The organism is Bradyrhizobium ivorense (genome assembly GCF_900696085.1).
Lineage (GTDB): Bacteria > Pseudomonadota > Alphaproteobacteria > Rhizobiales > Xanthobacteraceae > Bradyrhizobium > Bradyrhizobium ivorense.
This window is the reverse complement of record NZ_CAADFC020000033.1, coordinates 290,242-314,581: the sequence shown is the minus strand read 5'-3', so window position 1 is coordinate 314,581 and position 24,340 is coordinate 290,242. Positions and strand designations below refer to the sequence as shown.

The window sequence follows — 24,340 nt, the reverse complement described above, 5'->3', positions numbered from 1 at the left end:
GTGGCGCTCTCTCGGCAAGTCTCGTAAGAGGATCACATGAACAGGACAGTCTTCTCCCTGCCGGCCCGAAGCGAATACCTGACCAATGGCGGCCTTGCGGTCGCGCGCGTGGTCGAGCAGTTCACCGGCGGCGCCAGCCGCCTCGACGACCTGATCGCGCTGCTCGACCGCCGCCGCGGCGTGGTGCTGTCCTCGGGCACCACAGTGCCGGGCCGCTACGAGAGCTTTGATCTCGGCTTTGCCGATCCGCCGCTGGTGCTGGAAACCTCGGGCACCGACTTCTCGCTGTCCGCGCTGAACCCGCGCGGCGAGGTCTTGATCGCCTTCCTCGGCGACGTGCTGCGCGAGCCCTGTGTCGTGATCAGCGAGCGCAGCGCGACCAGGCTGTCCGGCCACATCATCCGCGGCGCCGCGCCGGTCGAGGAGGACCAGCGCACCCGCCGCGCCAGCGTGATGTCGCTGGTGCGTGACATAGTGGCGGCGTTCACGTCCAATGCCGACCCGCTGCTCGGGCTGTTCGGCGCCTTCGCCTACGACCTCGTGTTCCAGATCGAGGACCTTGTGCAGAAGCGCGCCCGCGAGGCCGACCAGCGCGACATCGTGCTCTACGTGCCGGATCGCCTGCTGGCCTATGACCGCGCCACCGGCCGCGGCGTGGCGCTCACTTACGAATTCGCGTGGAAGGGCAAATCCACCTTAGGTCTCGCACACGAGACCGCGCCGAGCCTCTACGCCAAGACCGGCCGGCAGGGGTTTGCCGATCACGCGCCCGGCGAATACCAGGCGACGGTGGAGACCGCGCGCGCGGCATTCGCCCGCGGCGATCTGTTCGAGGCGGTGCCCGGGCAACTGTTCGCCGAGCCCTGCGAGCGTTCGCCGGCGGAAGTGTTCCAGCGGCTCTGCCGCATCAATCCCTCGCCCTATGGCGCGCTGATGAATCTCGGCGACGGCGAGTTCCTGGTCTCCGCGTCGCCGGAGATGTTCGTGCGCTCCGACGGCCGCCGGGTCGAGACCTGCCCGATCTCCGGCACCATCGCGCGCGGCTCGGACTCGATCGGCGACGCCGAGCAGATCCGCAAGCTCCTGAACTCGGAAAAGGACGAGTTCGAGCTCAACATGTGCACCGACGTCGACCGCAACGACAAGGCGCGCGTCTGCGTGCCCGGCACCATCAAGGTGCTGGCGCGGCGGCAGATCGAGACCTACTCGAAACTGTTCCACACCGTCGATCATGTCGAGGGCATGCTGCGCCCGGGTTTTGACTCGCTCGACGCCTTCCTGACCCACGCCTGGGCGGTGACGGTGACCGGCGCGCCAAAACTGTGGGCGATGCAGTTCGTCGAGGATCACGAGCGCTCGCCGCGGCGCTGGTATGCCGGCGCGATCGGGGCGGTGAATTTCGACGGCAGCATCAACACCGGCCTCACCATCCGCACCATCCGCATGAAGGACGGCCTCGCCGAGGTGCGCGTCGGCGCCACCTGCCTGTTCGATTCCGATCCGGCGGCCGAGGACCGCGAGTGCCAGGTCAAGGCCGCCGCGCTGTTCCAGGCGCTGCGCGGCGATCCGCCGAAGCCGCTGTCCGACTCCGCGCCCGATGCCACCGGCTCTGGCAAGAATGTGCTGCTGATCGATCACGACGACAGCTTTGTGCATATGCTGGCGGATTACTTCCGCCAGGTCGGCGCCAATGTCACCGTGGTCCGGCATATCCATGCCCAGGACATGCTGAAGCGGAAGGGCTGGGATTTGCTGGTGCTGTCGCCGGGGCCGGGGCGCCCTGAGGATTTCGGCATCGCCAAGACCATCGGCACGGCGCTGGAGAAGCAGCTGCCGATCTTCGGCGTCTGCTTGGGGGTACAGGCGATCGGCGAGTATTTTGGCGGCCAGCTCGGCCAGCTCGGGCAGCCTGCCCATGGTCGGCCCGCGCGCGTCCAGGTGCGCGGCGGTCGGCTGATGCGGAACCTGCCGAACGAGATCGTGATCGGCCGCTATCATTCGCTTTACGTCGAGCGCGACAGCGTGCCCGATGTGCTTGATGTGACCGCGACCACCGAGGACGGCGTTGCAATGGTGATCGAGCACAAGACGCTGCCGGTCGCCGGCGTCCAGTTCCATCCGGAGTCGCTGATGTCGCTCGGGGGCGAGGTGGGACTGCGTATCGTGGAGAATGCGTTCCGGCTTAACCCGGGAGCGAATTGATTTGAACCGTCATTGCGAGGCGCGAAGCGACGAAGCAATCCATTTCCCCGCAGGTGCGGAGGGATGGATTGGTTCGCGGAACCTGTCATCGGGCGGCGCTACGCGCCGACCCGTTGGCTCGCAATGACGACGCGGAGAAAGCGAGAGCAATGACCTTCGACCAGGACATCAAGTCGACCGTTCGTCACATCCCGGATTACCCCAAGCCGGGCATCCTGTTTCACGACATCACGACCTTGCTCGCGGACGCCCGCGCGTTCCGTCGCGCGGTCGACGAGTTGGTGCATCCCTGGGCCGGATCGAAGGTCGACAAGGTCGCAGGCATCGAGGCCCGCGGCTTCATCCTCGGCGGCGCGGTGGCGCACCAGCTCTCGGCCGGCTTCGTGCCGATCCGCAAGAAGGGCAAGCTGCCGCACACCACGGTGCGGATCGCCTACTCGCTGGAGTACGGCATCGACGAGATGGAGATGCACGCCGACGCGGTGCAGCCCGGCGAGCGCGTGATCCTGGTCGACGACCTGATCGCGACCGGCGGCACCGCGGAGGGTGCGGTGAAGCTGCTGCGCCAGATCGGCGCCGACGTGGTCGCGGCCTGCTTCATCGTCGACCTGCCCGATCTCGGCGGCGCCGCCAAGCTGCGCGCGATGGACGTCCCGGTGCGCACCCTGATGGCGTTCGAGGGGCATTAATCTTCCTTCGCCTCGCCCCGCTTGCGGGGAGAGGCCGGATCGCATGCCAATGCGATCCGGGTGAGGGGGAGTCTCCGCGCACTCCAATGTTGATCGAATTTGCGGAGAGAGCCCCTCACCCCAACCCTCTCCCCGCATCCGCCTTCGCCCGAAGGCGGGCTTCGGCGGACAAGAGAGCGGGGCGAGGGAGAACTACGACCTTTGCAGCAGCATGCTGAGTTCGAGATCGCGGAACGTGGTGTAGTTCTTGCGGATCCACTGGTGCAGCTCGGTCGAGGAATCCTTTTCCTGGCGCAGATAGCCGGTGAAGGAGAAGCTCAGCCGGTCGATATAGGTCTTCAAAAACACCGGCAGCGCGCGCAGGCGCAGGATGCGGCTGCGGGTCATGGCCGGCGGCAGCTCGCCGCGCACCACGAACTCGTTGTCGATGACGACGAGCGCGTTCGGCGGCATCAGGCCCTCCAGCATCTGGTAGCTGCGCACCGAGACGCGGTCGGTATCGGCCACGAACAGGATCACCGGCGCGACGCGGCGGCGCAGCGCCTCCTTCATCAGGCCGATCTCGTCGCACATTTTGAAGAATTCGTCGAAGGCGTGGTAGCCGAGGTCGATCACCTTGGCGATGCCGTCATTGACGATGACCCGGTCCATCAGCTGCATCTTGCCGTAGGTGTCGATCACATCGGCGGTTTCGGTGATCCGCGGCAGATAGTCGAGCAGCGACGGCTCCTTCAGGTTGATGTCGAAGGACAGCACCGCCCCGTTCTTCAGGAGCAGGAATTCGCTGAGCAGCCGCGCGATCAGCGTCTTGCCGACCTGCGGGCGGGGCGAGCAGATGATGTAAACGGGCGTGGACGACATCGCCCGTTATATCAATCCAAATTTTCCCCTAATCCAGCCCCATCGCGGGCGGGATCGCGACTATTTTTCGCCGCCGCGGGTGGTCGACTTGGCGCCGACCAGGTCGGTCAGCTTGATCCGGTCGAACTCGCTCCAGACGTTGGCCAGCCAGTGCCGGACATAGCCGCGCAGCACGAAGGAGTAGTTCGCGGCGTCGTCGGTCATCAGCTTGTTGGCGACGAATTTCAGGAATGGAACCGAGGCGACCTCGACCTGCTCATAGGCCATTTCGTTGAGCTTGGGGATGGTGAGGTCGGTCGCATCCTTGATGCGGTGGAAGTAGGAATTGTAGGTCGACTGATCCCACTGGAAGAACTGGGTGTCGTTGATGAAGTTCTTGACCAGGTAATATTTCGCGCCGGTCATGAAGCTGGACGTCTCGGCGATCTCGTCCAGCGAGGCGATCGACGGGCCCAGGATATGGAACACGGCGAAGGTGATCTGGCCGGAGCGCGCCGCGTCCAGGAAGCCGATGTCGCGCAGCGAGGCCAGCGCGGGCGACAAGAGGCCGGCGCGGACGTCGATCACGGTCACCGACGGACCGGAATTCAGCGTATCGAAGATCTTCATCTGGTCCGCGGTCGTCGTCATGTCGACGATCTCGGTGATGTCAGGATGGAAGCGCTTCAGCGTGCCGCGCGGCGATTCGGTGTCGAATGCCCGGGTCTGCACGTTATTGGCACTGAAATAGTCCAGGAGCGTCCGCGAGACCGTGGTCTTGCCGACCCCGCCCTTGTCTGCGCCCACCACGATCACGACTGGCTTTGCCATGGAAGTCCTTATAAAAGCGCGCTCCCGACCGCGATGGCGATCGGCAAGTCCCCACATCTGCTTTGGGCGCGAACATGGCAGAAACGAGGGGGAATTCAAACCTTTAAGGCACCAGCGATTGGTTTGGTGGGGATTTCCTTAATGGACTGAGGTGGCTAGCGCGCTATCGGAGGTGGCGGCCCCAGGGGCCCTGAAGAGGTCCCAATGGTCCCTGCTGCGGATTGATGCCCGGCGGTGCGGGCGGATTGCCGGCCGGCGCGGGCGGCGCATCGCCCCATGGGCCATGCTTGATCGGGGGAGGCTGGTCGCCTTGTCCCGGCAGTTGGTCCTGCGCCCCAGGATCCTGTGTCCCGGGCTCGTCCGAGGTCTCATCGGGCAGCGCCAGCGGCCCGGGATCGCGTCCGCCGGCATATTTCACCAGGGCCTCGACCCGGGACTGCACCGACGGATGCGTCGCGAACAGATCGGCAAAGCCCTCGCGCGGATTGTCGACGCACAGTTCCATCACCGCCGAGGTCGCGCCCTCCAGTTCGCCGCGGTTCTCGATCTTGCGCAGCGCCGAGATCATCGCATCGGGATTTTTGGTCAGCTCGACCGAGCCGGCGTCGGCGAGAAATTCACGCGAGCGGGACAGCGCGAGCTTGACCACCTGCGACAGCAGCCAGGCCAGCAGGATCAGCACCACCGCGATGATGATCACGATGATCGCGCCGCCGCCGGAGCCCTTGCTGTCGCGGTCCGACGAGGAGGACCGGGAGGATGATGAGGACGACCAGCTGCCGCCGCTCGAGTTCCACGACAGATTTGTGAAGACGCGGAAGAACATCTCGCCGAAGAAGCCGACCACGCCGGCGATGATCACGGCGATCACCATCAGCTGCACGTCGCCATTCTTGATATGCGTGAGCTCGTGGCCGAGCACGGCCTCGATCTCCTGGTCGTTCAGCGCATTGAGCAGACCCGTCGTGACGGTGATCGAATATTGCCGCGGGTTCAGCCCGGCCGCGAACGCGTTCAGCGCCGGACTGTCCATGATCTTCAGCTTCGGCATCGGGATGCCGCGCGAGATGCAGAGATTTTCCAGGAGATTGTACAGCCGCGGCTGTTGCTGCCGCGTTACGCTCTCGCCGCCGGTGACGGCGTCGATCATGTTCTGGTGGAAGAAATAGGCGATCACGATCCACGCCGCCGCCGCGAGCGTCGCCCAGGGAAACGCTGAGACGAGGTCGCGCGAGGCGTGCCGCAAATAATAATCGACGGTCCGGTTGCTGTCGATCATCACCTCCGCGACCAGCGCGCCGGCATAGACCAGCACGTGGATCAGCAGGAACAGGCCGGCGAGCAGCAGCATCGAACGAAACTTGTTCGATGCGATATGCGTGTAGAGACCGTAGGCGGCCATGTTGCGCTTCCGCTAACCACCGTCATTCCGGAGCGCGCTGCAAGCGCGAACCCGGAATCCAGAGGTTTTCTGGCAGGTCGAGATTCCGGGTTCGATGCTTCGCATCGCCCCGGAATGACGGGGCAGGCTGCAGGCCATGCGGGTCAGAACTTCACGCTCGGTGCCGTCTCCACCTCCGCGCGGCTGGCGCCGAGATCGAAAAAGTCCTTGCGGGTGAAGCCGAACATGCCGGCGAACAAAGCGGCCGGCATCTGCTGAATGCCGGTGTTGTACTCCTGCACCGCGTTGTTGAAGAAACGGCGGCTGGCGGCGATCTTGTTCTCGAGGTCGGAGAGCTCGGAGGCGAGCTGCTGGAAGTTGGCGTTGGCCTTGAGGTCCGGATAGGCCTCCGACAGCGCGATCAGCCGGCCGAGCGCGCCGGTCAGCTGATTCTCGGCCGCCGAGACCTGCGCCGGCCCCTGCGCCGACAGCGCCGAATTGCGCGCCTTGATCACGTCGTCCAGCGTGCCGCGCTCATGCGCGGCATAGCCCTTCACGGTCTCGACCAGGTTCGGGATCAGGTCGTGGCGCTGCTTGAGCTGGACGTCGACGTCGGCAAAGGCCTGGTCGACCCGCTGCCGGAGCGCGACGAGGCGATTGTAGGCGCCGAACGCAAACAGCACGAGAAGGACGATGACGCCGATAACGATCCAGCTGGTCGACATGACAGGCAGCTCCTGATGGGACGAAACGGCGGCACCGTAGCCCAAAACAGGCCATACGGCAGCCCGCCGCGAAAAGGTGGGCATTGCCTTGGTCGGAGATGGTGCCGAATTAGTTCAACGTTCTCCCAGGTGGTAACCTGGGCTAGGTGCCAAGCTCGCCGGCCTTCGGGGTGTCCCGTCGCCCATCGCGGACATGAATAATGATTATTTCCTGCTCCGTTATCCGGTGATAGATCAGATACGGATAGCGAGACGTCGGAAAGACCTTGACCTCTGGCATATCGGTTTCTCGCCCGAGGCGTGGATATCGTGCAAGCAGCTCGCAGGTCAGCCGGATCTGTCGCACCACCGCCGTGGCCGCTCGCTTGTTGCGTTCCGCGATGTATTCGTGAATATCGTCGATGTCGTTGCGTGCCCGCGGTGCAAAGCGCAGCTTCACAGGCCGCATTTCTTCCAGAGGGCCGACATCTCCTCGTCACTCACGAGTTCGCCGCGCTTGGCCTGATCGAGGCCTTCCAACACCGCGGAACGATGATCGTCGGGGATCGTGAACACGTCCGCGCCGGCCGCAGCAATCTGCTCCAGCACTTCGGCGATATACGCTTGGCGGTCCGCAGGCAGCCGGCGGACTTTCTCAATGGCGTCTTCCAAGACCTGGTTCATGTCCCAAATATATGCTGATTGACCGCGAAATGCGAGTGGCCGGCGGATCGCCGGGACGCCTGAAAGCCTAAACCGCGTCGCCCCAGCGCCAGCGCCGCGCGGCGGCATAGTCGGCTTTGGCGCGGCGCGGGACTTTTGCCACGACGACGCCGTCCGCCGTGCAGAGCTTGGCTGCGATCTCGACCTTGCCGACATCCGGCTGCGCCAGCACGCGCGACGGCCGCGCCGCGACCTTCGCGCGGCTCAGTGCGACATAGGCAAAGCGCTCGTCCTCGAACGGCACTTCGACGCCCTTGACCTGCTTGTGCGCGCGCGAGCGCTGCAGGCGTTGCGAGAAATGGCACCAGTCCGGCGCCACCAGCGGGCAGGCGGCGTCATGCGGGCAGGGCGCGACGACATGGGCGCCGGCAGCGATCAACCGGGCGCGGAGCGCGATGATCCGCGCATAGCCGGCGGGCGTGCCGGGCTCGACGACCAGCAGCGTGTCCTTTGTCTTCGCCCACAGCGCCTCGGCTAGCGCCGCGCGTTCGGCATCGCCGAGCTCGCCGATCATGTAGCTCGCGACAACGAGATCGGCCGGCCCGGTCTGCGCGAGCAGCGCGCCGGCCTGGCCGAGCGTGTAGCTGACGTCGTTCAGCCGCGCGCTGTCGCGAAACAGTTCCTGCGCCAACGTGCGCAACGCGCCGTTGGCGTCGAGCAGGGTCAAGCGTTGCAGCGAGGAAAATGTTTCGGAGGCTGCCCAGGTTGCGGTGCCCGGGCCGGCGCCGACATCGAGCAGGCTGGCCGGCGCAAAATCCGGTCGGATCTCGGTGAGCGCATTGAGGCTCGCCACAACGGCGGCATACGTCGCCGGCATCCGCGCCAGCGCGTAGGCCAGCGCATCGGTCTCGGTCCTGATCGTCCCGGAGCCGCCGCCTTCGCGATAGGTCTGCGAGATCACCGCCGCGCGGCCCGCGGCGTCGCTGCGGGAGAGGCCTTCGAGTCGCGTGTTCAGGGCAGCTCGTAGTTCAGCGGGCAAGTCGGGAGAGGTCATACGACGCACTTTGCCACGTCATTGCGAGCGAAGCGAAGCAATCCATCGATCCGCCTGTGGTGGCATGGATTGCTTCGCGGAGCCCGTCATCGGGCGCGCGTTCGCGCGACCCGTTGGCTCGCAATGACGGGACCCTGAGGCCCCGTTCAAAGCTTAACGTGAGTCGGCTGCTCCTACGCCACGTTCTGGTCGAGAATATCCACCGCGCCCTGCAGGTCGACCGAAACCAGCTGCGACACGCCGCGTTCGGCCATGGTGACGCCGAACAGCCGGTTCATCCGCGCCATCGTGATCGGGTTGTGCGTGATGATGATGAAGCGGGTTTCCGTCGACGACGTCATCTCGTGCAGCAGGGTGCAGAACCGCTCGACGTTGTGGTCGTCGAGCGGCGCGTCGACCTCGTCCAGCACGCAGATCGGCGACGGGTTGGTGAGGAACACCGCGAAGATCAGGGCCAGCGCAGTCAGCGCCTGCTCGCCGCCCGACAGCAGCGACAGCGTCTGCGGCTTCTTGCCCGGCGGCTTGGCGATGATCTCGAGGCCGGCCTCGAGCGGATCGTCGCTCTCGATCAGATGCAGCGCCGCTTCGCCGCCGCCGAACAGCTCGGTGAACAGCCGCTTGAAGTGGCTGTTGACGGTCTCGAACGAGGTCAGCAGGCGCTCGCGCGCCTCGCGGTTGAGGCTCTGGATGCCCTGGCGCAGCCGCTTGATCGCCTCCACCAGGTCGTCGCGCTCGGTGGTCAACGCGGTGTACTGGGTCTCGACTTCCTTCAGCTCCTCCTCGGCGCGCAGATTGACGGCGCCGAGCCGCTCGCGGTCGCGGCGCAGTTTTTCCAGCTCTTCTTCGACCTGGGCGACCGGCGGCAGCTCCGCGCCGGGCTCGATCTCGGCCATCGCGGCGACCGCGTTCGGCTCGACCTCGAGCATGTCGTGGATCTCGCGCTCGATATCGGCGAGGCGGCGGCGGGTGCCTTCCATGCGCTCCTCGGCGCGCGCGGTGCCCTCGCGGGCAGAGGACAGCGCTTCGAGCGAGGCCTTGGCGAGACGGTCGGTCTCCGCCATGGCGGCTTCGGCGGTGGCAAGCGCGTCGGCGGCGATCCGGCGGTCGCCCTCGGCGTGCTCGATCTCCGTGATCAGCGCGCTGCGCTTCTCGGCGAACACTTCCGGCGCGTTGGCGAGCTCCTCGCGCTCGATTGACACCTCGGCGATGCGGGCCTCGATGGTCTCGACCTGCGAGGCGGCGCTGGTCTTGCGGTTCTGCCACTCGTTGCGCTCGGCGAGGATCGCCTGCACGCGGCGGTCCGCCAGCTCGGCCTCGCGGGCGAGCGCCTGCGCCTCGGCGCGCACCTGGGCGGCGGCGCGGCGCTGGTTGTCGATCTCGGCGCGGACCGCGGCGAGCTGGGCCTCGGTCTCGACACCCGGCGGCAACTCGTTCAGCGCGCCGACCGCGCTCTCATGCGCGGCTTCGGCCTCGGCGCGGTCGGCGGCGACGCGGGTGTGCGCTTCCGTCAGCGCGGATTTGCGCGTGGCGTGACGGTTGATCTCGCGTTCGGTCGCGGCATGGCGCTCGCGCGCGGCATCGGCCTCGCGGCGGGTGGCGCGCACGGCCTCGCGGGACGCACCCTCGGCGGCCGACGCGGTCCGCAGCTCCATCTCGGCCGTCTCCAGCGCCTGGCGCTTGGCGGTGGCATCGAGGCGGGCCTGCTCCAGCTCGTGCTCGATATCGACCAGGCGGGCGCGCTCGGCGAGCCGGCGCGCGGCGCCGGTCGGGGCATGCGCATCGGCGACGAAGCCGTCCCAGCGCCAGACGTCGCCCTCGAGCGACACCAGCCGCTGGCCGGTCTTGAGTTGCGCCACCAGCGCCGCGCCGCGCTCCTTGGCCACGACGCCGATCTGCGCCAGGCGGCGCGCCAGCTCCGGCGGCGCCTGAACATGGTCGGCCAGCCGCTCGACGCCGTCAGGCAGCGACGGGTCGTCGGCGGCGGTGCCGATATTGGTCCAGCGCATCGGCGCCGACGGATCGACCGGCGCGTCGAGGTCGTCGCCGAGCACGGCGCCGATCGCCTTCTCATAACCCTTGGCAACCGTGATGCCGTCGATGATCGGCGGCCACAGATTCTTGGTCTCGCTGTTGACCAGTTTTGAAATCGTGCGGGCTTCGGTCTCGAGTCGCTGCACGCGCTTCTCGGCCTCGACCAGCGGATTGCGCGAGGATTCCAGCGTCTGCCGCGCCGCGGCGTGATGCGCTTCGCTGGCCTGCACGGCGGCTTCGGATTCGGCCACCGCCTGCTGCGCCATTTCCATGGCGGCGGCGAGTGCGTCGATGTCGCCGAGACTGCCGGTCTCCTGCGCGAGCTTCTCCTCCTCGGCCTGGACGTTGGCGATCTCCTGCTCGAGCCGCGCCAGCCGGTCGCGATGGGTGCGCACGCCGGCCTCGAGCTGGTTGCGCTTCGCGGTGAGGTCGGCGAGCTCCGTGGTCAGATCGGTGAACTGCCGCTCGGTCGCCGCCAGGATCGCCTCGGCCTCCGCGACGCGCTCGTCGACGCCGGAGCGCTTCTCGACGCGGGTCTTGATCTCTTCCTTCAGCTCGGCGTCTTCGGTGTCGAGCCGCAGCAAGGCGACGTCGGCATCCGAGGTTTGCTGCTGCTCGCGGGCGATGTCCTGGGCGAACTGGGTGAGGCGACGATCGAGCTCGCCGACGCGCTCCTTGGCGCGCTGCTCCTCGCGGTCGAGCATCTCGCGCGCATTGGTCAGGCGCTGCAGGCCGGCGGCGGCACGCGCCTCGGCATCACGCAACGCCGGCAGTTCGGCGGCGCGAATCGCCTGGATGCGCGCCGATTCCGCCTGCTCGCGGGTGCGCTCGGCCATCTCGCGCACCGCGACATCGTGGGTGTGCGCGGCGTCGTTGACGTCGGCATTGGCCTCGATCCAGCGCAGGTGGAACAGCATGGCCTCGGACTTGCGCACCTTGGCCGCGACCTCGCGGTAGCGAATCGCCTGGCGCGCCTGCTTCTTCAGGCCTTCCATCTGGCCGGTGAGCTGGCCGATCACGTCCTCGACGCGGGTCAGGTTGGTTTCGGCCGCCTTGAGCCGCAGTTCCGCCTCGTGGCGGCGGGCATGCAGGCCGGCGACGCCGGCGGCGTCTTCCAGCACGCGGCGGCGCTGCTCGGGCTTGGCCTGAATGATCTCGCCGATCTTGCCCTGGTGGACGAGCGCCGGCGAACGCGCACCGGTGGCCGCGTCGGCGAACAGGATCTGCACGTCGCGGGCGCGGACGTCGCGGCCGTTGATGCGATAGACCGAGCCGGCTTCGCGCTCGATGCGACGGGAGATTTCGAGCAGCTGGCTGTCGTTGACGGCGGCCGGCGCCGAGCGATCCGAATTGTCGATCGTCATCACCACTTCGGCGTGGTTGCGCGCCGGCCGATTGCCGGAACCGGCGAAGATCACCGCGTCCATGTCGGCGGCGCGCAGCGATTTGTGCGAAGTCTCGCCCATCGCCCAGCGCAGCGCTTCGACGAGGTTGGATTTGCCGCAGCCGTTCGGTCCGACGACACCGGTGAGGCCCGGTTCGATCATGAAGTCGGTGGGTTCAACGAACGACTTGAAACCGTGAAGGCGGAGGCGCGTGAGCTTCATGTACACAAATCTCGCTTGGCCGGGCGCGAATCTCCCTGCCGTGACAGTACCATAGAAGGCAATGTCGGTGTGGGTGTGAGTTGCTGCGGGCAGCTCTCATGCCGGGCGACAATGGCGAGGTGCGCGCTTCAGGGCAACCGCTTGACGCAGCTTTTCCCAAGGGATTTGCAAGGGATTTGCAGGGTTTTGCGCTCCCTGCACGTCATTGAAGATTCGCATCGCGCGAATCAAGTTTTCAACAACGAAATGATGCGACGGCCGTGGTCGCGATCGCTGGCCATCCACAATTATCGTGCCCCGCGCGAACGCGGGCGACGATATTCTTGCCGCGACGTCACCCGAGAGGATGTTCGTCGTCCTGGCTTTCGCAGGACGACATCGAGTTAGGTTCCCGTGGGCTCGATCAGCTCTTCAGCAGCGGATCGATCTTCTTGCTGAACTCCTCGAACGAGGTCTCGCCCTTCAGCATCTCGCCGTTGATGAAGAAGGTCGGCGTCGAGTTCACCTTCAGCACCTCGTTGGCGTATTTCTGGTCGGCCGCGATCTTGTCGAGCAGCTTCTGGTCCTTCAGGCACTCCTCGACCTGCTGCTGGCTGAGGCCGGCCTGCTTGCCGATCCGCGTCAGCGTCTCGGTGGTGTTCTTCATCACCCAGTCTTCCTGCTGGCGGAACAACAGATCGATCACAGCATAGAATTTCGGCGCGTCGTCCTTGGCGATGCAGCGCGCCAGCATCGAGCCGGCGGCCGCCTTGATGTCGAGCGGGAATTCGCGGAACACGTAGCGGACCTTGCCAGAGTCGATATAGGTCGACTTGAGCTTCGGGAACACGGTCGCGTTGAAGTTGGCGCAGTGCGGGCAGGTCATCGAGGCATATTCGGTGATGGTCACCTTGGCGTCCTGCGAGCCGAGCACCATGTCCGGCAGCGACTGCGGCTTGGCGACGTCGGTGGCGCTCTGCGCGAACGCTCCGGTGATCAGCCGCAGCGGCGACAGGCCGGCGAGGGCGGCGAGCCCGGTCAGCGAGAGAGCGGTGGTGAAGGCGCGGCGCGTGATGATCAAGGTCAGCTCCCGATTGGCGCGTTCACGCCGAATGAATAGGGGTCTCGAAAAGAAGCCTTCGCTAGCTTGAAACGACCATTGTGGCAATGCCGGGATCCCGCGCCAGAGCCAGCGAAAAACGTCAATTTCGCTTGATCGAGGCGCCGAGACGGGCGAGCGCCGCGCGCAGCTCGTCATCCTCCACCGCCTTGAGGTTTGCGGCCTCCCGGGCCACCGCCCTGGCGTCCGGCGCGCGCGGCCGCACCACCCGGTCGCGGCGCGACAGCGGGGCCTGGCGGATGGTCAGCCGTCCCACCGCATGCCAGCCGAAGAAGCGGTTGACCCGCTCCAGGATCACGTCGGAGGAGTGCTGGATCTCCAGCGCCATCGGCCCCTCGACCCGCAGCACCAAGGTCGCCGGCTCCTGCGGCTGGCCCTCCACCGGCCGCGGCCACTGGATCTTGAGCGGCTCGCAATAGGCCGCGATCCGCTCGCCCGCGATCTCGCCCCAGCGCGTCACCAGTTCGCGCGCCGCAAACCCCTGCTTTGCGTAGGCGTCGGTAAAGACGTCGCTGAGCAGGATCGAGAGGGGCTTTGCGCTGATCGGGCCGGGTTTTGACATCGGGGGGTTATAGCACTGCGCCGTCAGTTGACGGACAAAGAAAGACGTGGATGCCCGGGACGAGCCCGGGCATGACGTAGAGAGATTTGTCCTAGAATAGATCCATGAGTTCTCGCGCAGCCGCCAAACCGAAACCGACCGACCATCAGGCTGACCGCCCGGCGCGGGTGCTTGCCTGGTATGACCGGCATCGCCGGAAGCTGCCGTGGCGGGCGGCGGCGGGGGAACTGGCGGATCCGTACCGGGTGTGGCTGTCGGAGATCATGCTGCAGCAGACCACGGTGCGGGCGGTCGGGCCTTATTTCGAAAAGTTCGTGACGCGCTGGCCCGATGTGTCGGCGCTCGGGCGCGCCTCGCTCGACGACGTCCTGAGGATGTGGGCCGGGCTCGGCTATTATTCGCGGGCGCGTAACCTGCATGCCTGCGCGGTCGCGGTGCTCCGCGACCATGACGGGATGTTTCCGGATACCGAGGAGGGTCTGCGCGCGCTGCCGGGCATCGGTCCCTACACCGCGGCCGCGATCGCCGCGATCGCGTTCGACCGCTGCACCATGCCGGTCGACGGCAATATCGAGCGCGTGGTGTCGCGGCTCTACGCCATCGAGGAGCCGCTGCCGCAAGCAAAACCGCTAATTCAGCAGATGGCCGCGACCTTGCTCGGCCCATCTCGCGCCGGCGATAGTGCGCAAGCCTTGATGGACCTCGGCGCCACGATCTGCACGCCGAAGAAGCCGGCCTGCGCGCTGTGTCCGCTGAACGACGATTGCGCAGCGCGCAGGCGCGGCGACCAGGAGACGTTTCCGCGTAAGGCGCCGAAGAAGAGCGGCACACTGCGCCGCGGCGCCGCCTTCGTGGTGACGCGCGGCGGCGAACTGCTGGTGCGCTCGCGCCCGGACAAGGGCCTGCTCGGCGGCATGACCGAGGTGCCGGGGTCGGAATGGCATGCCGGACAACAGGACGACGCGGCGCTGGCGCAGGCGCCTGCGCTGAAAGGCGTGGCGCGCTGGCATCGCAAGGCCGGCGTGGTCAGCCATGTGTTCACGCATTTCCCGCTGGAGCTCGTGGTCTATACGGCCAGCGTTCCGGCACGGACCCGCGCGCCCGACGGCATGCGCTGGGTGCCGGTCGCGACGCTGGATGGCGAGGCGTTCCCGAACGTGATGCGCAAGGTGATCGCGCACGGGCTCGATCTCTAGGTTTTTTTGAGCATGATCTGATCGGAAGACCGGTATCCACTTTTCCGGATCATGCCTGCTGACACCATGCTGGCAGCAGGGCCCGGCTATCACGGCGGGCAAACGGAGGCCGCCATGATCGCAACCGCGCTCGACCAGATCCCGATGCCGCCTGTGGCAAAACTGCTCGGCTGGCGGCTCGTCGACGCCCGTCCGCGGGACGGCTGGATCAGGATGGCGTTCGACGGCAAGCCGGATTTCTGCAATCCGGCCGGCTTCATCCAGGGCGGCATCCTGTCCTCGATGCTCGACGACACGATGGGGCCGGCGGTGTTCGTGATGACCGAGGGGAAGCTGTTCACCACGACGATCACGATGACGGTGAATTTCCTCGCGCCGGCAAAACCCGGGCCGATCACCGGCGAGGCGACCGTCACGCAACTCGGCAAGACCATCGCCTTCGTCGAGGGGCGGCTGACCGCCGAAGACGGCACGCTACTCGCCACCGCGACGAGCAGCATCCGCCTGGTGGAAGCAGCGCGGGCGCTGCGGTAACGCGTCACGCGCCGAAGCCAGTCCCGTCACCCTGAGGTGCGAGCTCTTGCGAGCCTCGAAGGGTCGACGGCCATCAGCCGGGCCGTGCACCCTTCGAGGCTCGCCTCGCAGCGCGATTGCGCTGCAAGGCTCTCACCTCAGGGTGACGGGGATAAGATCCGGACGCCTCAGCTCACGCCCGAACGATGCGCGCAGTGCCTACCGGCCGGCCGGATCGTTCGGCATGATTTGCAGCAGCGGCTCGGGGCGGATCGAGATCTGGCCGGTGAAGGGACGGTCATGGGCCGCGATCAGCAGCACCGCGGCGGCGACGCCCGTGGAAAACAGCCCGAGCGCAAGCGCCGAGGCCAGGCGGTTGTCGCAATGCACCAGCGCGATCGCCAGCATCTCGCAGATCGCCAGCAGATAGAGGCAGAACCATTTGACCGGATTGACTTCGGCCTGGCTGACGATGATCCGCTGTCGGCGCGCGTCGAGCGCGGACTGCAGCGCGGAGATCAGTTCGCGCTGCGCAATCGGCTGGCCTTCCTGCGGCGCGATGACGAGTTGCAAGGCCTCGACAAGATTGGGCGGACTTGCCCGCAGCGAGGCGGTCTGGCGCGCCATCATCGGCCATTCCACGTTTGCAGCCTGCTCGACATAGTCGCGCACCAGGCCGCGCAATTTGGCCTGCTTCTCCGCCGGCAAGCCGGCGGCGAGCAGCACCACGGCGCGCAGTGCGCTCGCCTCGTGGCTGACCGCCGTATTGGCGCGGTCGCTGTCGCTCCAGACCTGAGCGGCGGTAAATGCCACGAACAGGCCGAAGATGATGCCGAGCACCGGCAGCAGGCCGGGCGAGATGGCCTTGAACGACTTTGCCCGCTCGCCCGTTGCGAGCGCGGTCACCGCCATCAACGCCGCGGCCGCGAGCAGATAGGTGAAGCCAAACACAACCAGCGCCATTGCCGTGACAGGCAGATTGTGCACCCAGTCGCTCATTCCCACGGCCCCCGTTCGATTGTCCCGCGCGCGACCAACGCGGAACGCGCTTGCGCGGAGATCATGCCCAAACAAGACCTAAAGCGTGATGACGATTCACGCAATGTCAGGTTGAACCGGCCCGCGCCGCTGCGCCGCGCGGCACGATCGGCGGTTTTGCGTTCAGGCCCTCGACCTGGAATCCGGCGACGCGCTTGTAATTGGCGGCGATGTCTTCCAGCTCCTGCCGCGACAGCACGTCGGTGACGACGCCGAATCCGTCCGGCGCGCGCTCCTCGACGAGCTGCATCACCTGCTCCGGCCCGTTGCGGCGGTTCAGCATCACGAGATCAGTGGTCGCCGGCCGCCGCTCGGCCTCGTAGGCCGTGAGCGCGGCCTGCGTCGCGCCCTGCGCCAGGATCTCGCGGGTCAGCACGCGCGCATCCAGAATCGCCTGCGAGGCGCCGTTGGAGCCGATCGGATACATCGGGTGCGCGGCGTCGCCCATCAGCGTGACGCGGCCAAAGGTCCATTGCGGAATCGGATCGCGGTCGACCAGCGGATATTCGTAGGCGTGCGGGCAGTTGCGGATCAGGCCGGGGACGTCGAGCCAGTCGAAATTCCAGCCCTCGAACCACGGCAGGAACTCGCCCGGATCGGCGGTGCGGTTATAGTCCTCGCGGCGCCACTGATAGGTCGGCGGCATGTGGCGCTCGGCGACCCAGTTGATGTCGAATTTGCCGTCCGCGCCGGCCGCTTTCGAGATCGGGTAGCAGACGAATTTCAGGATCTCGTGACCGGCCATGATCATGGTGCGGCCGGTGAGGAAGGCGTCGGCGCGGGTGATGCCGCGCCACAGGATGCGGCCGTTCCAGATCGGCGGCCCTTCCTGCGGATACAGTTTTTCGCGCACCGCCGAATGGATGCCGTCGGCGGCGATCAGGATCGCGCCGTCATGGCTGCCCGCAGGCTTGCCGGTGGCGCGGTCGATGAAATCGGCGCGGACGCCGTCCGCGGTCTCGCTCCAGCCGGCGAGGTGATGGCTGGTGAGAATGTTCTCACGGCCCAGCCGCTCGGTCGCGGCATCGAGCAGGATCTGCTGCAGCCTGCCCCGATGGATCGAGAACTGCGGCCATTTGTAGCCAGCCTCGAGCCCGCGCGGCTCGCTCCAGATCGGCTTGCCGTGCTTGGAGAAATAGGCGAGCTCGCATGTGCGGACCGCCGAGGCGTCGAGCACATCGTGCAGGCCGAGCTCGATCAATTCGCGCACCGCATGCGGCAGCACGTTGATGCCGACACCGAGCGGCTTCAGCTCGGATACGCTCTCGAACACGCGACAGGGCACGCCGATCTGATGCAGGCTGAGCGCCAGCGTCAGCCCGCCAATTCCGCCACCCGCGATGAGTACAGTCATGAAAAATCCTCTTCGGTCGGCCATGGTCATGGCATGACAGCGCTGCGGTGGGCAACCGCGAAAGGTTACGGGGATGGACGGCAATCGGCCGCGCCGGTAACCTCCGCCGCGTCAAAACAAGAACCGGAGCCATGGTTCTGAACGAACCGGCAAGGCTCGGAGAGGACAGCAACATGCTCAAGCTTTATTACGTGCCCGGCACCTGCGCGCTCGCCTCCCACATCGCGCTGGTCGAGGCCGGCGCGCCCCATACGGTCGAGCGGCTCGACTTCAAGACCAACCAGCAGAACAGCCCGGAATATCTCAAGATCAATCCGAAGGGCCGCGTGCCGACCTTGGTGACCGATCGCGGCGTGCTGACCGAGACGCCGTCGATCCTGGCCTACATTGCCCAGACCTTTCCGCAGGCCAAGCTGGCGCCGCTCGACGACGCCTTCGAGTTTGCCAGGGTGCAGGCGTTCAACTCCTATCTCTGCTCCACCGTGCATGTGAACCACGCCCACAAGGGGCGCGGCTATCGCTGGGCGACGCAGGAGACCTCGTTCGCCGACATGAAGGCGATGGTGTCGAAGACCATGGCGGCGAGCTTCGGCCTGATCGAGCGTGACATGCTGAAGGGCCCGTGGGTGATGGGCGACAGCTACACGGTGTGCGATCCCTATCTCTACACGCTGACGCTCTGGCTCGACGGCGACGGCGTCGACATCGCGACCCTGCCGAAAGTGAAGGCGCATCGCGCCGCGATGGAGCAGCGTCCGGCGGTGCAGAAGGTGCTGGCCGAGCAGAAGGCGTAAGAGGCGATCACGCCGGCCAAGGTTCGTAGGGTGGGTTAGCGAAGCGTAACCCATCGCCTATCCGCAATTGCGGTCAAAATGGTGGGTTACGCCTTCGGCTAACCCACCCTACACTTTCCTCTGCTCCAGCTCGCGTCCGGTCTCCAGCATCAGCCTGCGCAGCCAGATCGAGCCGGGATCCATCTGGGCCCGCGTCGGATAGAACATGTGCTGCTCGTCAATGCCGGGATCGAGCGGCGGCGTCACGGCGACCAGTGACAATTGCCTCGCCAGCGCCGCGATCAGCCGGTGCGGCACGAAGGCGACGAGGTCGGTGCGCGCGGTGACGTGCAGCGCCTCGATATAGCCGGGCACGACCAGCGCGATCCGCCGCTCGATGCCTTTTGCGCGCAGCCAGGTGTCGATCAGGTCCTCGTTCTGGCCGCGGATGATCACGGCGACATGGCGCGCCGCGAGGAAGACCTCGCGCTTCTTCAGCCTGGCGCCGACCGGGTGGCCACTCCGCACCGCGAGCGCATCGCGGTCGGTGTAGAGCCGCTGGCGGTGAAAGCCCTTGAAGGCGTCGCCGATCGAGATCACGAGATCGATGGTGCGGGCGAACTCCGGCGTGAAGATCGCAGGCCCCCGCCACGGCACCACGTCGATGGTGACGTTGGGGGCGAGCCGCGTCACCTTCTCCATCAGCGGCGGCATCAAGAGCTCGACCGCGAGGTCGGGCATCATCAGCCGAAAGTGCCGCTCGCTGCTGATCGCGTCGAAATCGTCTGATACGAACAGCGCGCGGACCTGGTCGAGCGCCTGCGCCAGCGGCGCGCGCAGCGCCTGCGCCCGCGGCGTCAATTCCATCCGCGCGCCGCTCCGCACCAGCAGCGGATCGCCGATCAGCTCGCGCAGCCGCTGCAGCGCGTGGCTGGTCGCCGGCTGCGACAGATGCAGCCGCAGCGCGGCGCGGCTGACGCTGATTTCCTTCAGCAGCGCGTCGAGCGCCACCAGCAGATTGAGGTCAAGCGAATTCAAATTCATTGGACGAATATATATCATACCGTCTATCGATTGGAAGAATGCGCAGCCGCGTGGCAATGATGGCCTCACCACCCCATCAAATGGAGAGCCGCCATGAGCGCAGCCGACAACAAGAAACTGGTGCAGGAGATGTTTGCGATCGCGGGCGATCCCGATCCCGCGGTACGCGAGAAGTCGCTGTTCATGGCCTTGCTCGCCGACGACGCGGTCTGGACCGTGACCGGGCAGTATTCCTGGTCGCGCAGCTTCACCGGTAGGCTATCGATCATGACCGACCTGCACGGCCATGTACGCTCGAAACTGGTCGAGCGCGCACGCACCATCGCCCATCGCATCATCGCCGACGGCGACATCGTCGTGGTCGAGGCCAAGGGCAACAACCTCACCAAGCAAGGCCAGCGCTACGACAACGATTATTGCCTGGTGTTCCGCTTCGAGGCCGGCAGGATCAAGGAGGTGCGGGAATATTGCGACTCGGTCTTGACCGAGCGGGCGCTAGGCCCGTTCCCGGCAGCCGAGGTGCGCGCCGCGGGCTGAACCGTTGACGAGCGTCTCTTGCTTAAGGCTACACGGGAGGTGGGAGGGCTCTCTCCCCCCTTGCGGGGGAGAGTTGGAGAGAGGGGTAAGCCACAAACACCGCCCGCGCGGCTTACCCCTCTCCCTAACCTCGAGAGCGAGCTTCGCTCGCCTCGGACCCCGCAAGGGAGGAGGGAACCCATCCGGTGGTGCCTTCCTGACCTGTAAGCCCTCGCACCAGATGTGTGCATGCCATAGTGCTTTCGCAGGGACGAAGATAGGTCGCGCCAGCAAATTGCTTGTGTGGGTGGGCAAAGCCGAAGCGTGCCCACCCTTGTCGCGTTGAGGCGGCTGGCCTCACGCCACCTTGGTCTTGAGGTGGCCGAACATGATGCCGCGGGCCTCGTCGTCCATCTCGGCCTTGAAGGTGTGCTTGTCCTTCAGCGCGTTGGCGCGGGCCGCCGCGGGACGCGCCGAGATCTCGTCGAGCAGCCGCTTCACATTCGGATACTTCGCGAAACCTTCCTCGCCGAGGATGAATGTTCCCATGCGAACCCAGCCCCAAAAAGCCATGTCGACGATCGAATAGGCGTCGCCGACCATGTAGCGCGACTTGGCGAGGTGATCGTCGAGGATCTTGTAGTGGCGATGCGCCTCGTACTGGTAGCGGTTGTGGGCGTAGTCGAGATCCTTCGGCGCAAAATGCTTGAAGTGTACGGCCTGGCCGGAATAGGGGCCGAGGCCGGTTGCGATGAACATCAGCCAGGACAGCGTCGCGGCGCGGTTGGCCGGGGTGTTGGCCGGCAGGAACTTGCCGTGCTCCTCGGCGAGGTAGAGCAGGATGGCGTTGGAGTCGAACACGAGGATGCCGTCGTCGTCGATCGCCGGCACCTTGCCGTTCGGATTGACCTTCAAAAAGTCCGGCGCGAACTGCTCGCCCTTGCGGGTGTCGACCGGGATCGCCTCGAACGGCAGGCCGGACTCTTCCAGGAACAGCGCGACCTTCATCGGGTTCGGCGCGCCGTTGAAATAGAATTTGAGCATGGAGGAACTCCCCTGGTTTTATGACCGGTTGATGTTTTCACCGACGGGATCGGGACGCTGCGGGGGGAAAGCCCGCGCGTGTGCCTTCATGCGCAAACTTTGCTGCGATGCGCAAGCGACGAGTTTGCGAGAGAGCCGTGCGCGGCGCGCCGGTCAGCCATAGCCGAAAAAGCCGGCCAGTCCGGTTACGACCAGCGCCAGTCCGACGATCTCCAGCACCGCCGCGGAGCGGGTCGCCGCATGCAGGTTGGAGACCTGCGTCGCGCGTTCGGACGGACGCGCGTAGCCGTGGACGATGATCCCCTCGTTGAATTCGCCATGCGCCTCGAGGCCGAGCGTGAGCCCGACGCAGACCAGCAGGATGCCGAAAATGATCAGGCCGAAAAATCCGAGCAGGCCGATCAGCAGCATCGGAAACATGCCGATCAGGAAGATCGGCAGCAGCGGCACCAGCAGCAAGGTCTCGGATTGTCTGCGCATCGGGCGACCAATCGAAACGGCAAGTGACAGCGTCGGTATCCTAGGCCCGCGCGTCGTGGGGCGGCAATCGAAAAACAAATGGCTGCCCTGCGTCCGGTACGCTCGGCTCGTCATTCCGGGCTCGCGCCAAGAGGCGCGCCGCGGAATAACGGGTGGAGAATTCGGCAGATTGCGCTCAGCCCGCCGCCATCCCGGAGCGGATCTCGGCGCGCAACTCGTCGATCAGCTTCAGGCCGTTCTTGGTCTCGACGTGCCAGAAGGTCCAGCCGTTGCAGGCCCCCGAGCCCTGCGCCACCGCGCCGATGCGGTGGATCGAGCCGACCTTGTCGCCGAGCATGATGGCGCCGTCGGCGCGGACCAGCGCGCCGTGGCGCTTCTTGGCGTCGACCAGCTTTGCGCCGGGCAGGATCATGCCGCGCTCGATCAGTTCGGAGAACGCGACGCGCGGCGCCTCGCGCGCGGTCATGAACGGCGCCAGCGTGGCGTCCGGCAGCGGCTCGATCGCGGCGATGCGCGCTTCGGCAGCCGCGGCATAGGCCTTGTCGCGCTCGAAGCCGATATAGTTGCGGCCGAGCCTTTTTGCGACCGCGCCGGTGGTGCCGGTGCCGTTGAACGGGTCGATCACGAGATCGCCGGGCTTCGACGACGACAGCAGCACGCGGGCGAGCAGTTGCTCGGGCTTCTGCGTCGGATGCACCTTCTTGCCGTCGTTGCCTTTCAGGCGCTCTTCGCCGGTGCACAGCGGGATCAGCCAGTCGGAGCGTGCCTGCACGTCCTCATTGGCCGCCTTCAGCGCTTCGTAATTGAAGGTGTAGCCCTTGGCCTTCTCATCGCGCGCGGCCCAGATCATGGTCTCGTGCGCGTTGGTGAAGCGGCGGCCGCGGAAATTCGGCATCGGGTTCGACTTGCGCCACACGATGTCGTTCAAGAGCCAGAACCCGAGGTCCTGCATCATGGCGCCGACGCGGAAGATGTTGTGATAGGAGCCGATCACCCACAGCGTCGCCGACGGCTTCATCACGCGGCGGCACGCCAGGAGCCAGGCGCGGGTGAAATCGTCATAGGCGGCGAAGGACGTGAACTTGTCCCATTCGTCGTTGACGGCATCGACATGCGATTCGTCGGGGCGCTTCAGGTCGCCCTTGAGCTGCAGATTGTAGGGTGGATCTGCGAACACCAGGTCGACGGAGCTTGCGGTGAGCTTCGACAACTCGGCGACGCAATCGCCGACGACGATCCGGCTCGACGGGGTATTCTCAAATTTAGTGCGGGGCGCCTTTGCAGACGCCCCGCGACGCGACACTACCATGACTCAAGAACTCTGACTCAGGCGACGCTGTCGGCGACGCGGGACTAAACAACCGACTGACCACACATTGACCCGGCAAAGTAAAAATCGACTTAATTGGAAATAGTCGCGTAAAAGATTGCAGCGACTTTCGAACCGCGCGGCGCGTCGTCATTTGCATCGTCGGCTTTCGCATCTGCACGGTGCGATGCGAATTGCGCGATCATCAAACCGGCACGATTCGACCGCTAGAATTGCCTTCGCTCGCGCGGCAAACTCCGCGAGGGCAGCCGCCTCGGTGCACTAGGCAATTTTTGCCGGCCGGGTTATTGATTAACAGAGTGAAAATTTTACGTCTGATGTGTCCCGCATCGGGGCACGGACTGGAATGGAGGGAAACCGCCATGCGCTATGATGACTTCCGCCGCAGCGACGACATCGAAGACCGTCGCGATGAAGGCGGGATGGGCGGAGGCGGCGGTGGTTTCGGCATTCCGATGGGCGGCGGTGGCGGGCTCGGCATCGGCACCATCATCGTGCTCGGCCTGCTCGGCTACGCCTTCGGCATCGATCCGCGCATCCTGATCGGCGGCGCGGAGATTCTCACCGGCGGCGGCCACGCTCCGACCTATCAGACCGACCGGCAGTCGTCGGGCGGTCAGGTCAAGCGCGGCGCGCCGACCGACGAGATGGGCAGCATGATTGCCGGCATCCTGGGTGAGATCGACGATCGCTGGAGCGAGATCTTCCAGGCGAGCGGCCAGAACTACACCGGCCCGAAGATCGTGCTGTTCCGCAACGCCACCAACGGCGGCCGCTGCGGCATGGCGCAGTCGGCGATGGGCCCGTTCTACTGCCCGCCGGACAAGACCATCTTCCTCGACACCGGCTTCTTCCGCGAGGTCGAGACCCGCTTCCGCGGCTGCTCCGGCAACGCCTGCAAGTTCACCGCGGCCTATATCATCGCGCATGAGGCCGGCCATCACATCCAGAATCTGCTCGGCATCATCCCGCGGGTGACGCGGCTGCAGCAGCAGGCCGGCGACAAGCGGGAAGCCAACGCGCTGCAGGTCAGGGTCGAGCTGCAGGCCGACTGCCTGTCCGGCGTCTGGGTCAACCGCGAGGAGAAGAAGCGGCCGGGCTTCCTCGAGGCCGGCGACATCGATGCCGCCCTGACCACCGCGAATGCGATCGGCGACGACACGCTGCAGCGCCAGGCGACGGGCAGGGTGGTGCCGGATTCCTTCACCCACGGCTCCGCCGCGCAGCGCAAGGAATGGTTCATGCGCGGCTACCAGCAGGGCACGGTGCAGGCGTGTAATACGTTCGGCAGCGGCGGGTAGCTCTAGATCGCGTCATCCTGAGGTGCTCGCCTCTTCGGCGAGCCTCGAAGGATGACGGAGCCCGCGGCCCATCCTTCGAGGCTCGCCT

The 24,340-nt window shown here is 66.0% G+C and carries 23 protein-coding genes; 7 read left to right on the top strand and 16 right to left on the bottom strand.

Annotation, left to right across the window (positions count from 1 at the left end):
- Positions 1-36: 36 nt before the first annotated feature.
- Positions 37-2,202, top strand: coding sequence for an anthranilate synthase component I (locus CI41S_RS39920; protein WP_139864464.1), 2,166 nt, complete (start codon positions 37-39; stop codon positions 2,200-2,202).
- Between the two features lie 149 nt (positions 2,203-2,351).
- Positions 2,352-2,891 (top strand): adenine phosphoribosyltransferase, encoded by a 540-nt coding sequence (locus tag CI41S_RS39915; RefSeq protein WP_139481844.1) that lies wholly within the window; start codon positions 2,352-2,354, stop codon positions 2,889-2,891.
- 192 nt (positions 2,892-3,083) lie between these two features.
- Here CI41S_RS39915 and CI41S_RS39910 read toward each other — a convergent pair whose 3' ends face one another.
- The 10 genes from CI41S_RS39910 to CI41S_RS39865 form a co-directional block, all read right to left on the bottom strand.
- Positions 3,084-3,752, bottom strand: a complete 669-nt coding sequence (locus CI41S_RS39910) for a P-loop NTPase family protein (RefSeq protein WP_139864462.1) — start codon at positions 3,750-3,752, stop codon at positions 3,084-3,086.
- A 60-nt stretch (positions 3,753-3,812) separates the two neighbouring features.
- Complete coding sequence (locus CI41S_RS39905) at positions 3,813-4,562, bottom strand: P-loop NTPase family protein (protein ID WP_139481842.1); 750 nt, start codon at positions 4,560-4,562, stop codon at positions 3,813-3,815.
- A gap of 163 nt (positions 4,563-4,725) precedes the next feature.
- On the bottom strand, positions 4,726-5,964 hold the full coding sequence (locus CI41S_RS39900; protein ID WP_139864459.1) for a M48 family metallopeptidase: 1,239 nt from the start codon (positions 5,962-5,964) through the stop codon (positions 4,726-4,728).
- Positions 5,965-6,107: 143 nt separating this feature from the next.
- Positions 6,108-6,668 (bottom strand): LemA family protein, encoded by a 561-nt coding sequence (locus CI41S_RS39895; protein WP_139864457.1) that lies wholly within the window; start codon positions 6,666-6,668, stop codon positions 6,108-6,110.
- 142 nt (positions 6,669-6,810) lie between these two features.
- Positions 6,811-7,107, bottom strand: a complete 297-nt coding sequence (locus tag CI41S_RS39890; RefSeq protein ID WP_172628381.1) for a type II toxin-antitoxin system RelE/ParE family toxin — start codon at positions 7,105-7,107, stop codon at positions 6,811-6,813.
- The gene (locus CI41S_RS39885; RefSeq protein ID WP_139864453.1) at positions 7,104-7,331 is read right to left on the bottom strand and encodes a hypothetical protein; all 228 of its coding nucleotides are present in this window, start codon (positions 7,329-7,331) and stop codon (positions 7,104-7,106) included. The genes CI41S_RS39890 and CI41S_RS39885 overlap by 4 nt, the downstream gene beginning before the upstream one ends.
- Before the next feature lie 67 nt (positions 7,332-7,398).
- Positions 7,399-8,364 carry a small ribosomal subunit Rsm22 family protein gene (locus tag CI41S_RS39880; protein ID WP_139864452.1) on the bottom strand — a complete coding sequence of 322 codons (966 nt, stop codon included), beginning with the start codon at positions 8,362-8,364 and terminating at the stop codon, positions 7,399-7,401.
- A 173-nt stretch (positions 8,365-8,537) separates the two neighbouring features.
- Positions 8,538-12,002, bottom strand: coding sequence for a chromosome segregation protein SMC (gene smc / locus CI41S_RS39875; protein WP_139864450.1), 3,465 nt, complete (start codon positions 12,000-12,002; stop codon positions 8,538-8,540).
- 403 nt (positions 12,003-12,405) lie between these two features.
- The gene (locus CI41S_RS39870; protein WP_139864448.1) at positions 12,406-13,062 is read right to left on the bottom strand and encodes a DsbA family protein; all 657 of its coding nucleotides are present in this window, start codon (positions 13,060-13,062) and stop codon (positions 12,406-12,408) included.
- A 121-nt stretch (positions 13,063-13,183) separates the two neighbouring features.
- Complete coding sequence (locus CI41S_RS39865; RefSeq protein ID WP_139864446.1) at positions 13,184-13,663, bottom strand: DUF721 domain-containing protein; 480 nt, start codon at positions 13,661-13,663, stop codon at positions 13,184-13,186.
- 104 nt (positions 13,664-13,767) lie between these two features.
- Between CI41S_RS39865 and mutY the strand changes: the two genes are divergently transcribed.
- Together mutY and CI41S_RS39855 are read left to right on the top strand one after the other, a co-directional pair.
- Positions 13,768-14,859, top strand: a complete 1,092-nt coding sequence (gene mutY, locus CI41S_RS39860; protein WP_139864445.1) for an A/G-specific adenine glycosylase — start codon at positions 13,768-13,770, stop codon at positions 14,857-14,859.
- 114 nt (positions 14,860-14,973) lie between these two features.
- Positions 14,974-15,393, top strand: coding sequence for a PaaI family thioesterase (locus CI41S_RS39855; RefSeq protein ID WP_139864444.1), 420 nt, complete (start codon positions 14,974-14,976; stop codon positions 15,391-15,393).
- Positions 15,394-15,591: 198 nt separating this feature from the next.
- Here the strand turns inward: CI41S_RS39855 and CI41S_RS39850 are convergent, their stop codons facing one another.
- Both CI41S_RS39850 and CI41S_RS39845 read right to left on the bottom strand, forming a co-directional pair.
- Positions 15,592-16,371: a bestrophin-like domain gene (locus tag CI41S_RS39850; RefSeq protein ID WP_139864443.1), complete on the bottom strand. Its 780-nt coding sequence runs from the start codon at positions 16,369-16,371 to the stop codon at positions 15,592-15,594.
- A gap of 106 nt (positions 16,372-16,477) precedes the next feature.
- Positions 16,478-17,764 (bottom strand): flavin-dependent oxidoreductase, encoded by a 1,287-nt coding sequence (locus CI41S_RS39845; RefSeq protein WP_139864442.1) that lies wholly within the window; start codon positions 17,762-17,764, stop codon positions 16,478-16,480.
- Between the two features lie 173 nt (positions 17,765-17,937).
- Between CI41S_RS39845 and CI41S_RS39840 the strand changes: the two genes are divergently transcribed.
- Positions 17,938-18,558, top strand: a complete 621-nt coding sequence (locus CI41S_RS39840; RefSeq protein WP_139486006.1) for a glutathione S-transferase family protein — start codon at positions 17,938-17,940, stop codon at positions 18,556-18,558.
- Positions 18,559-18,666: 108 nt separating this feature from the next.
- On the opposite strand, the gene CI41S_RS39835 is transcribed toward CI41S_RS39840, so the two are convergent.
- Positions 18,667-19,581: a LysR family transcriptional regulator gene (locus tag CI41S_RS39835; protein WP_139486007.1), complete on the bottom strand. Its 915-nt coding sequence runs from the start codon at positions 19,579-19,581 to the stop codon at positions 18,667-18,669.
- A gap of 93 nt (positions 19,582-19,674) precedes the next feature.
- On the opposite strand from CI41S_RS39835, the gene CI41S_RS39830 reads away from it, so the two are divergent.
- On the top strand, positions 19,675-20,118 hold the full coding sequence (locus CI41S_RS39830) for a nuclear transport factor 2 family protein (RefSeq protein ID WP_139864441.1): 444 nt from the start codon (positions 19,675-19,677) through the stop codon (positions 20,116-20,118).
- Between the two features lie 336 nt (positions 20,119-20,454).
- Here CI41S_RS39830 and CI41S_RS39820 read toward each other — a convergent pair whose 3' ends face one another.
- From CI41S_RS39820 to CI41S_RS39810, 3 genes are all read right to left on the bottom strand, one after another.
- Positions 20,455-21,141: a glutathione S-transferase family protein gene (locus tag CI41S_RS39820; RefSeq protein ID WP_139864440.1), complete on the bottom strand. Its 687-nt coding sequence runs from the start codon at positions 21,139-21,141 to the stop codon at positions 20,455-20,457.
- Between the two features lie 153 nt (positions 21,142-21,294).
- A complete protein-coding gene (locus CI41S_RS39815; protein ID WP_139864439.1) occupies positions 21,295-21,621 on the bottom strand; it encodes a hypothetical protein in 327 nt (108 codons plus the stop codon).
- Between the two features lie 175 nt (positions 21,622-21,796).
- On the bottom strand, positions 21,797-22,930 hold the full coding sequence (locus CI41S_RS39810) for a site-specific DNA-methyltransferase (protein WP_139864438.1): 1,134 nt from the start codon (positions 22,928-22,930) through the stop codon (positions 21,797-21,799).
- 383 nt (positions 22,931-23,313) lie between these two features.
- Here CI41S_RS39810 and ypfJ point away from each other — a divergent pair, with 383 nt between their 5' ends.
- Complete coding sequence (ypfJ, locus tag CI41S_RS39805; RefSeq protein ID WP_139864437.1) at positions 23,314-24,252, top strand: KPN_02809 family neutral zinc metallopeptidase; 939 nt, start codon at positions 23,314-23,316, stop codon at positions 24,250-24,252.
- Positions 24,253-24,340 lie beyond the last annotated feature (88 nt).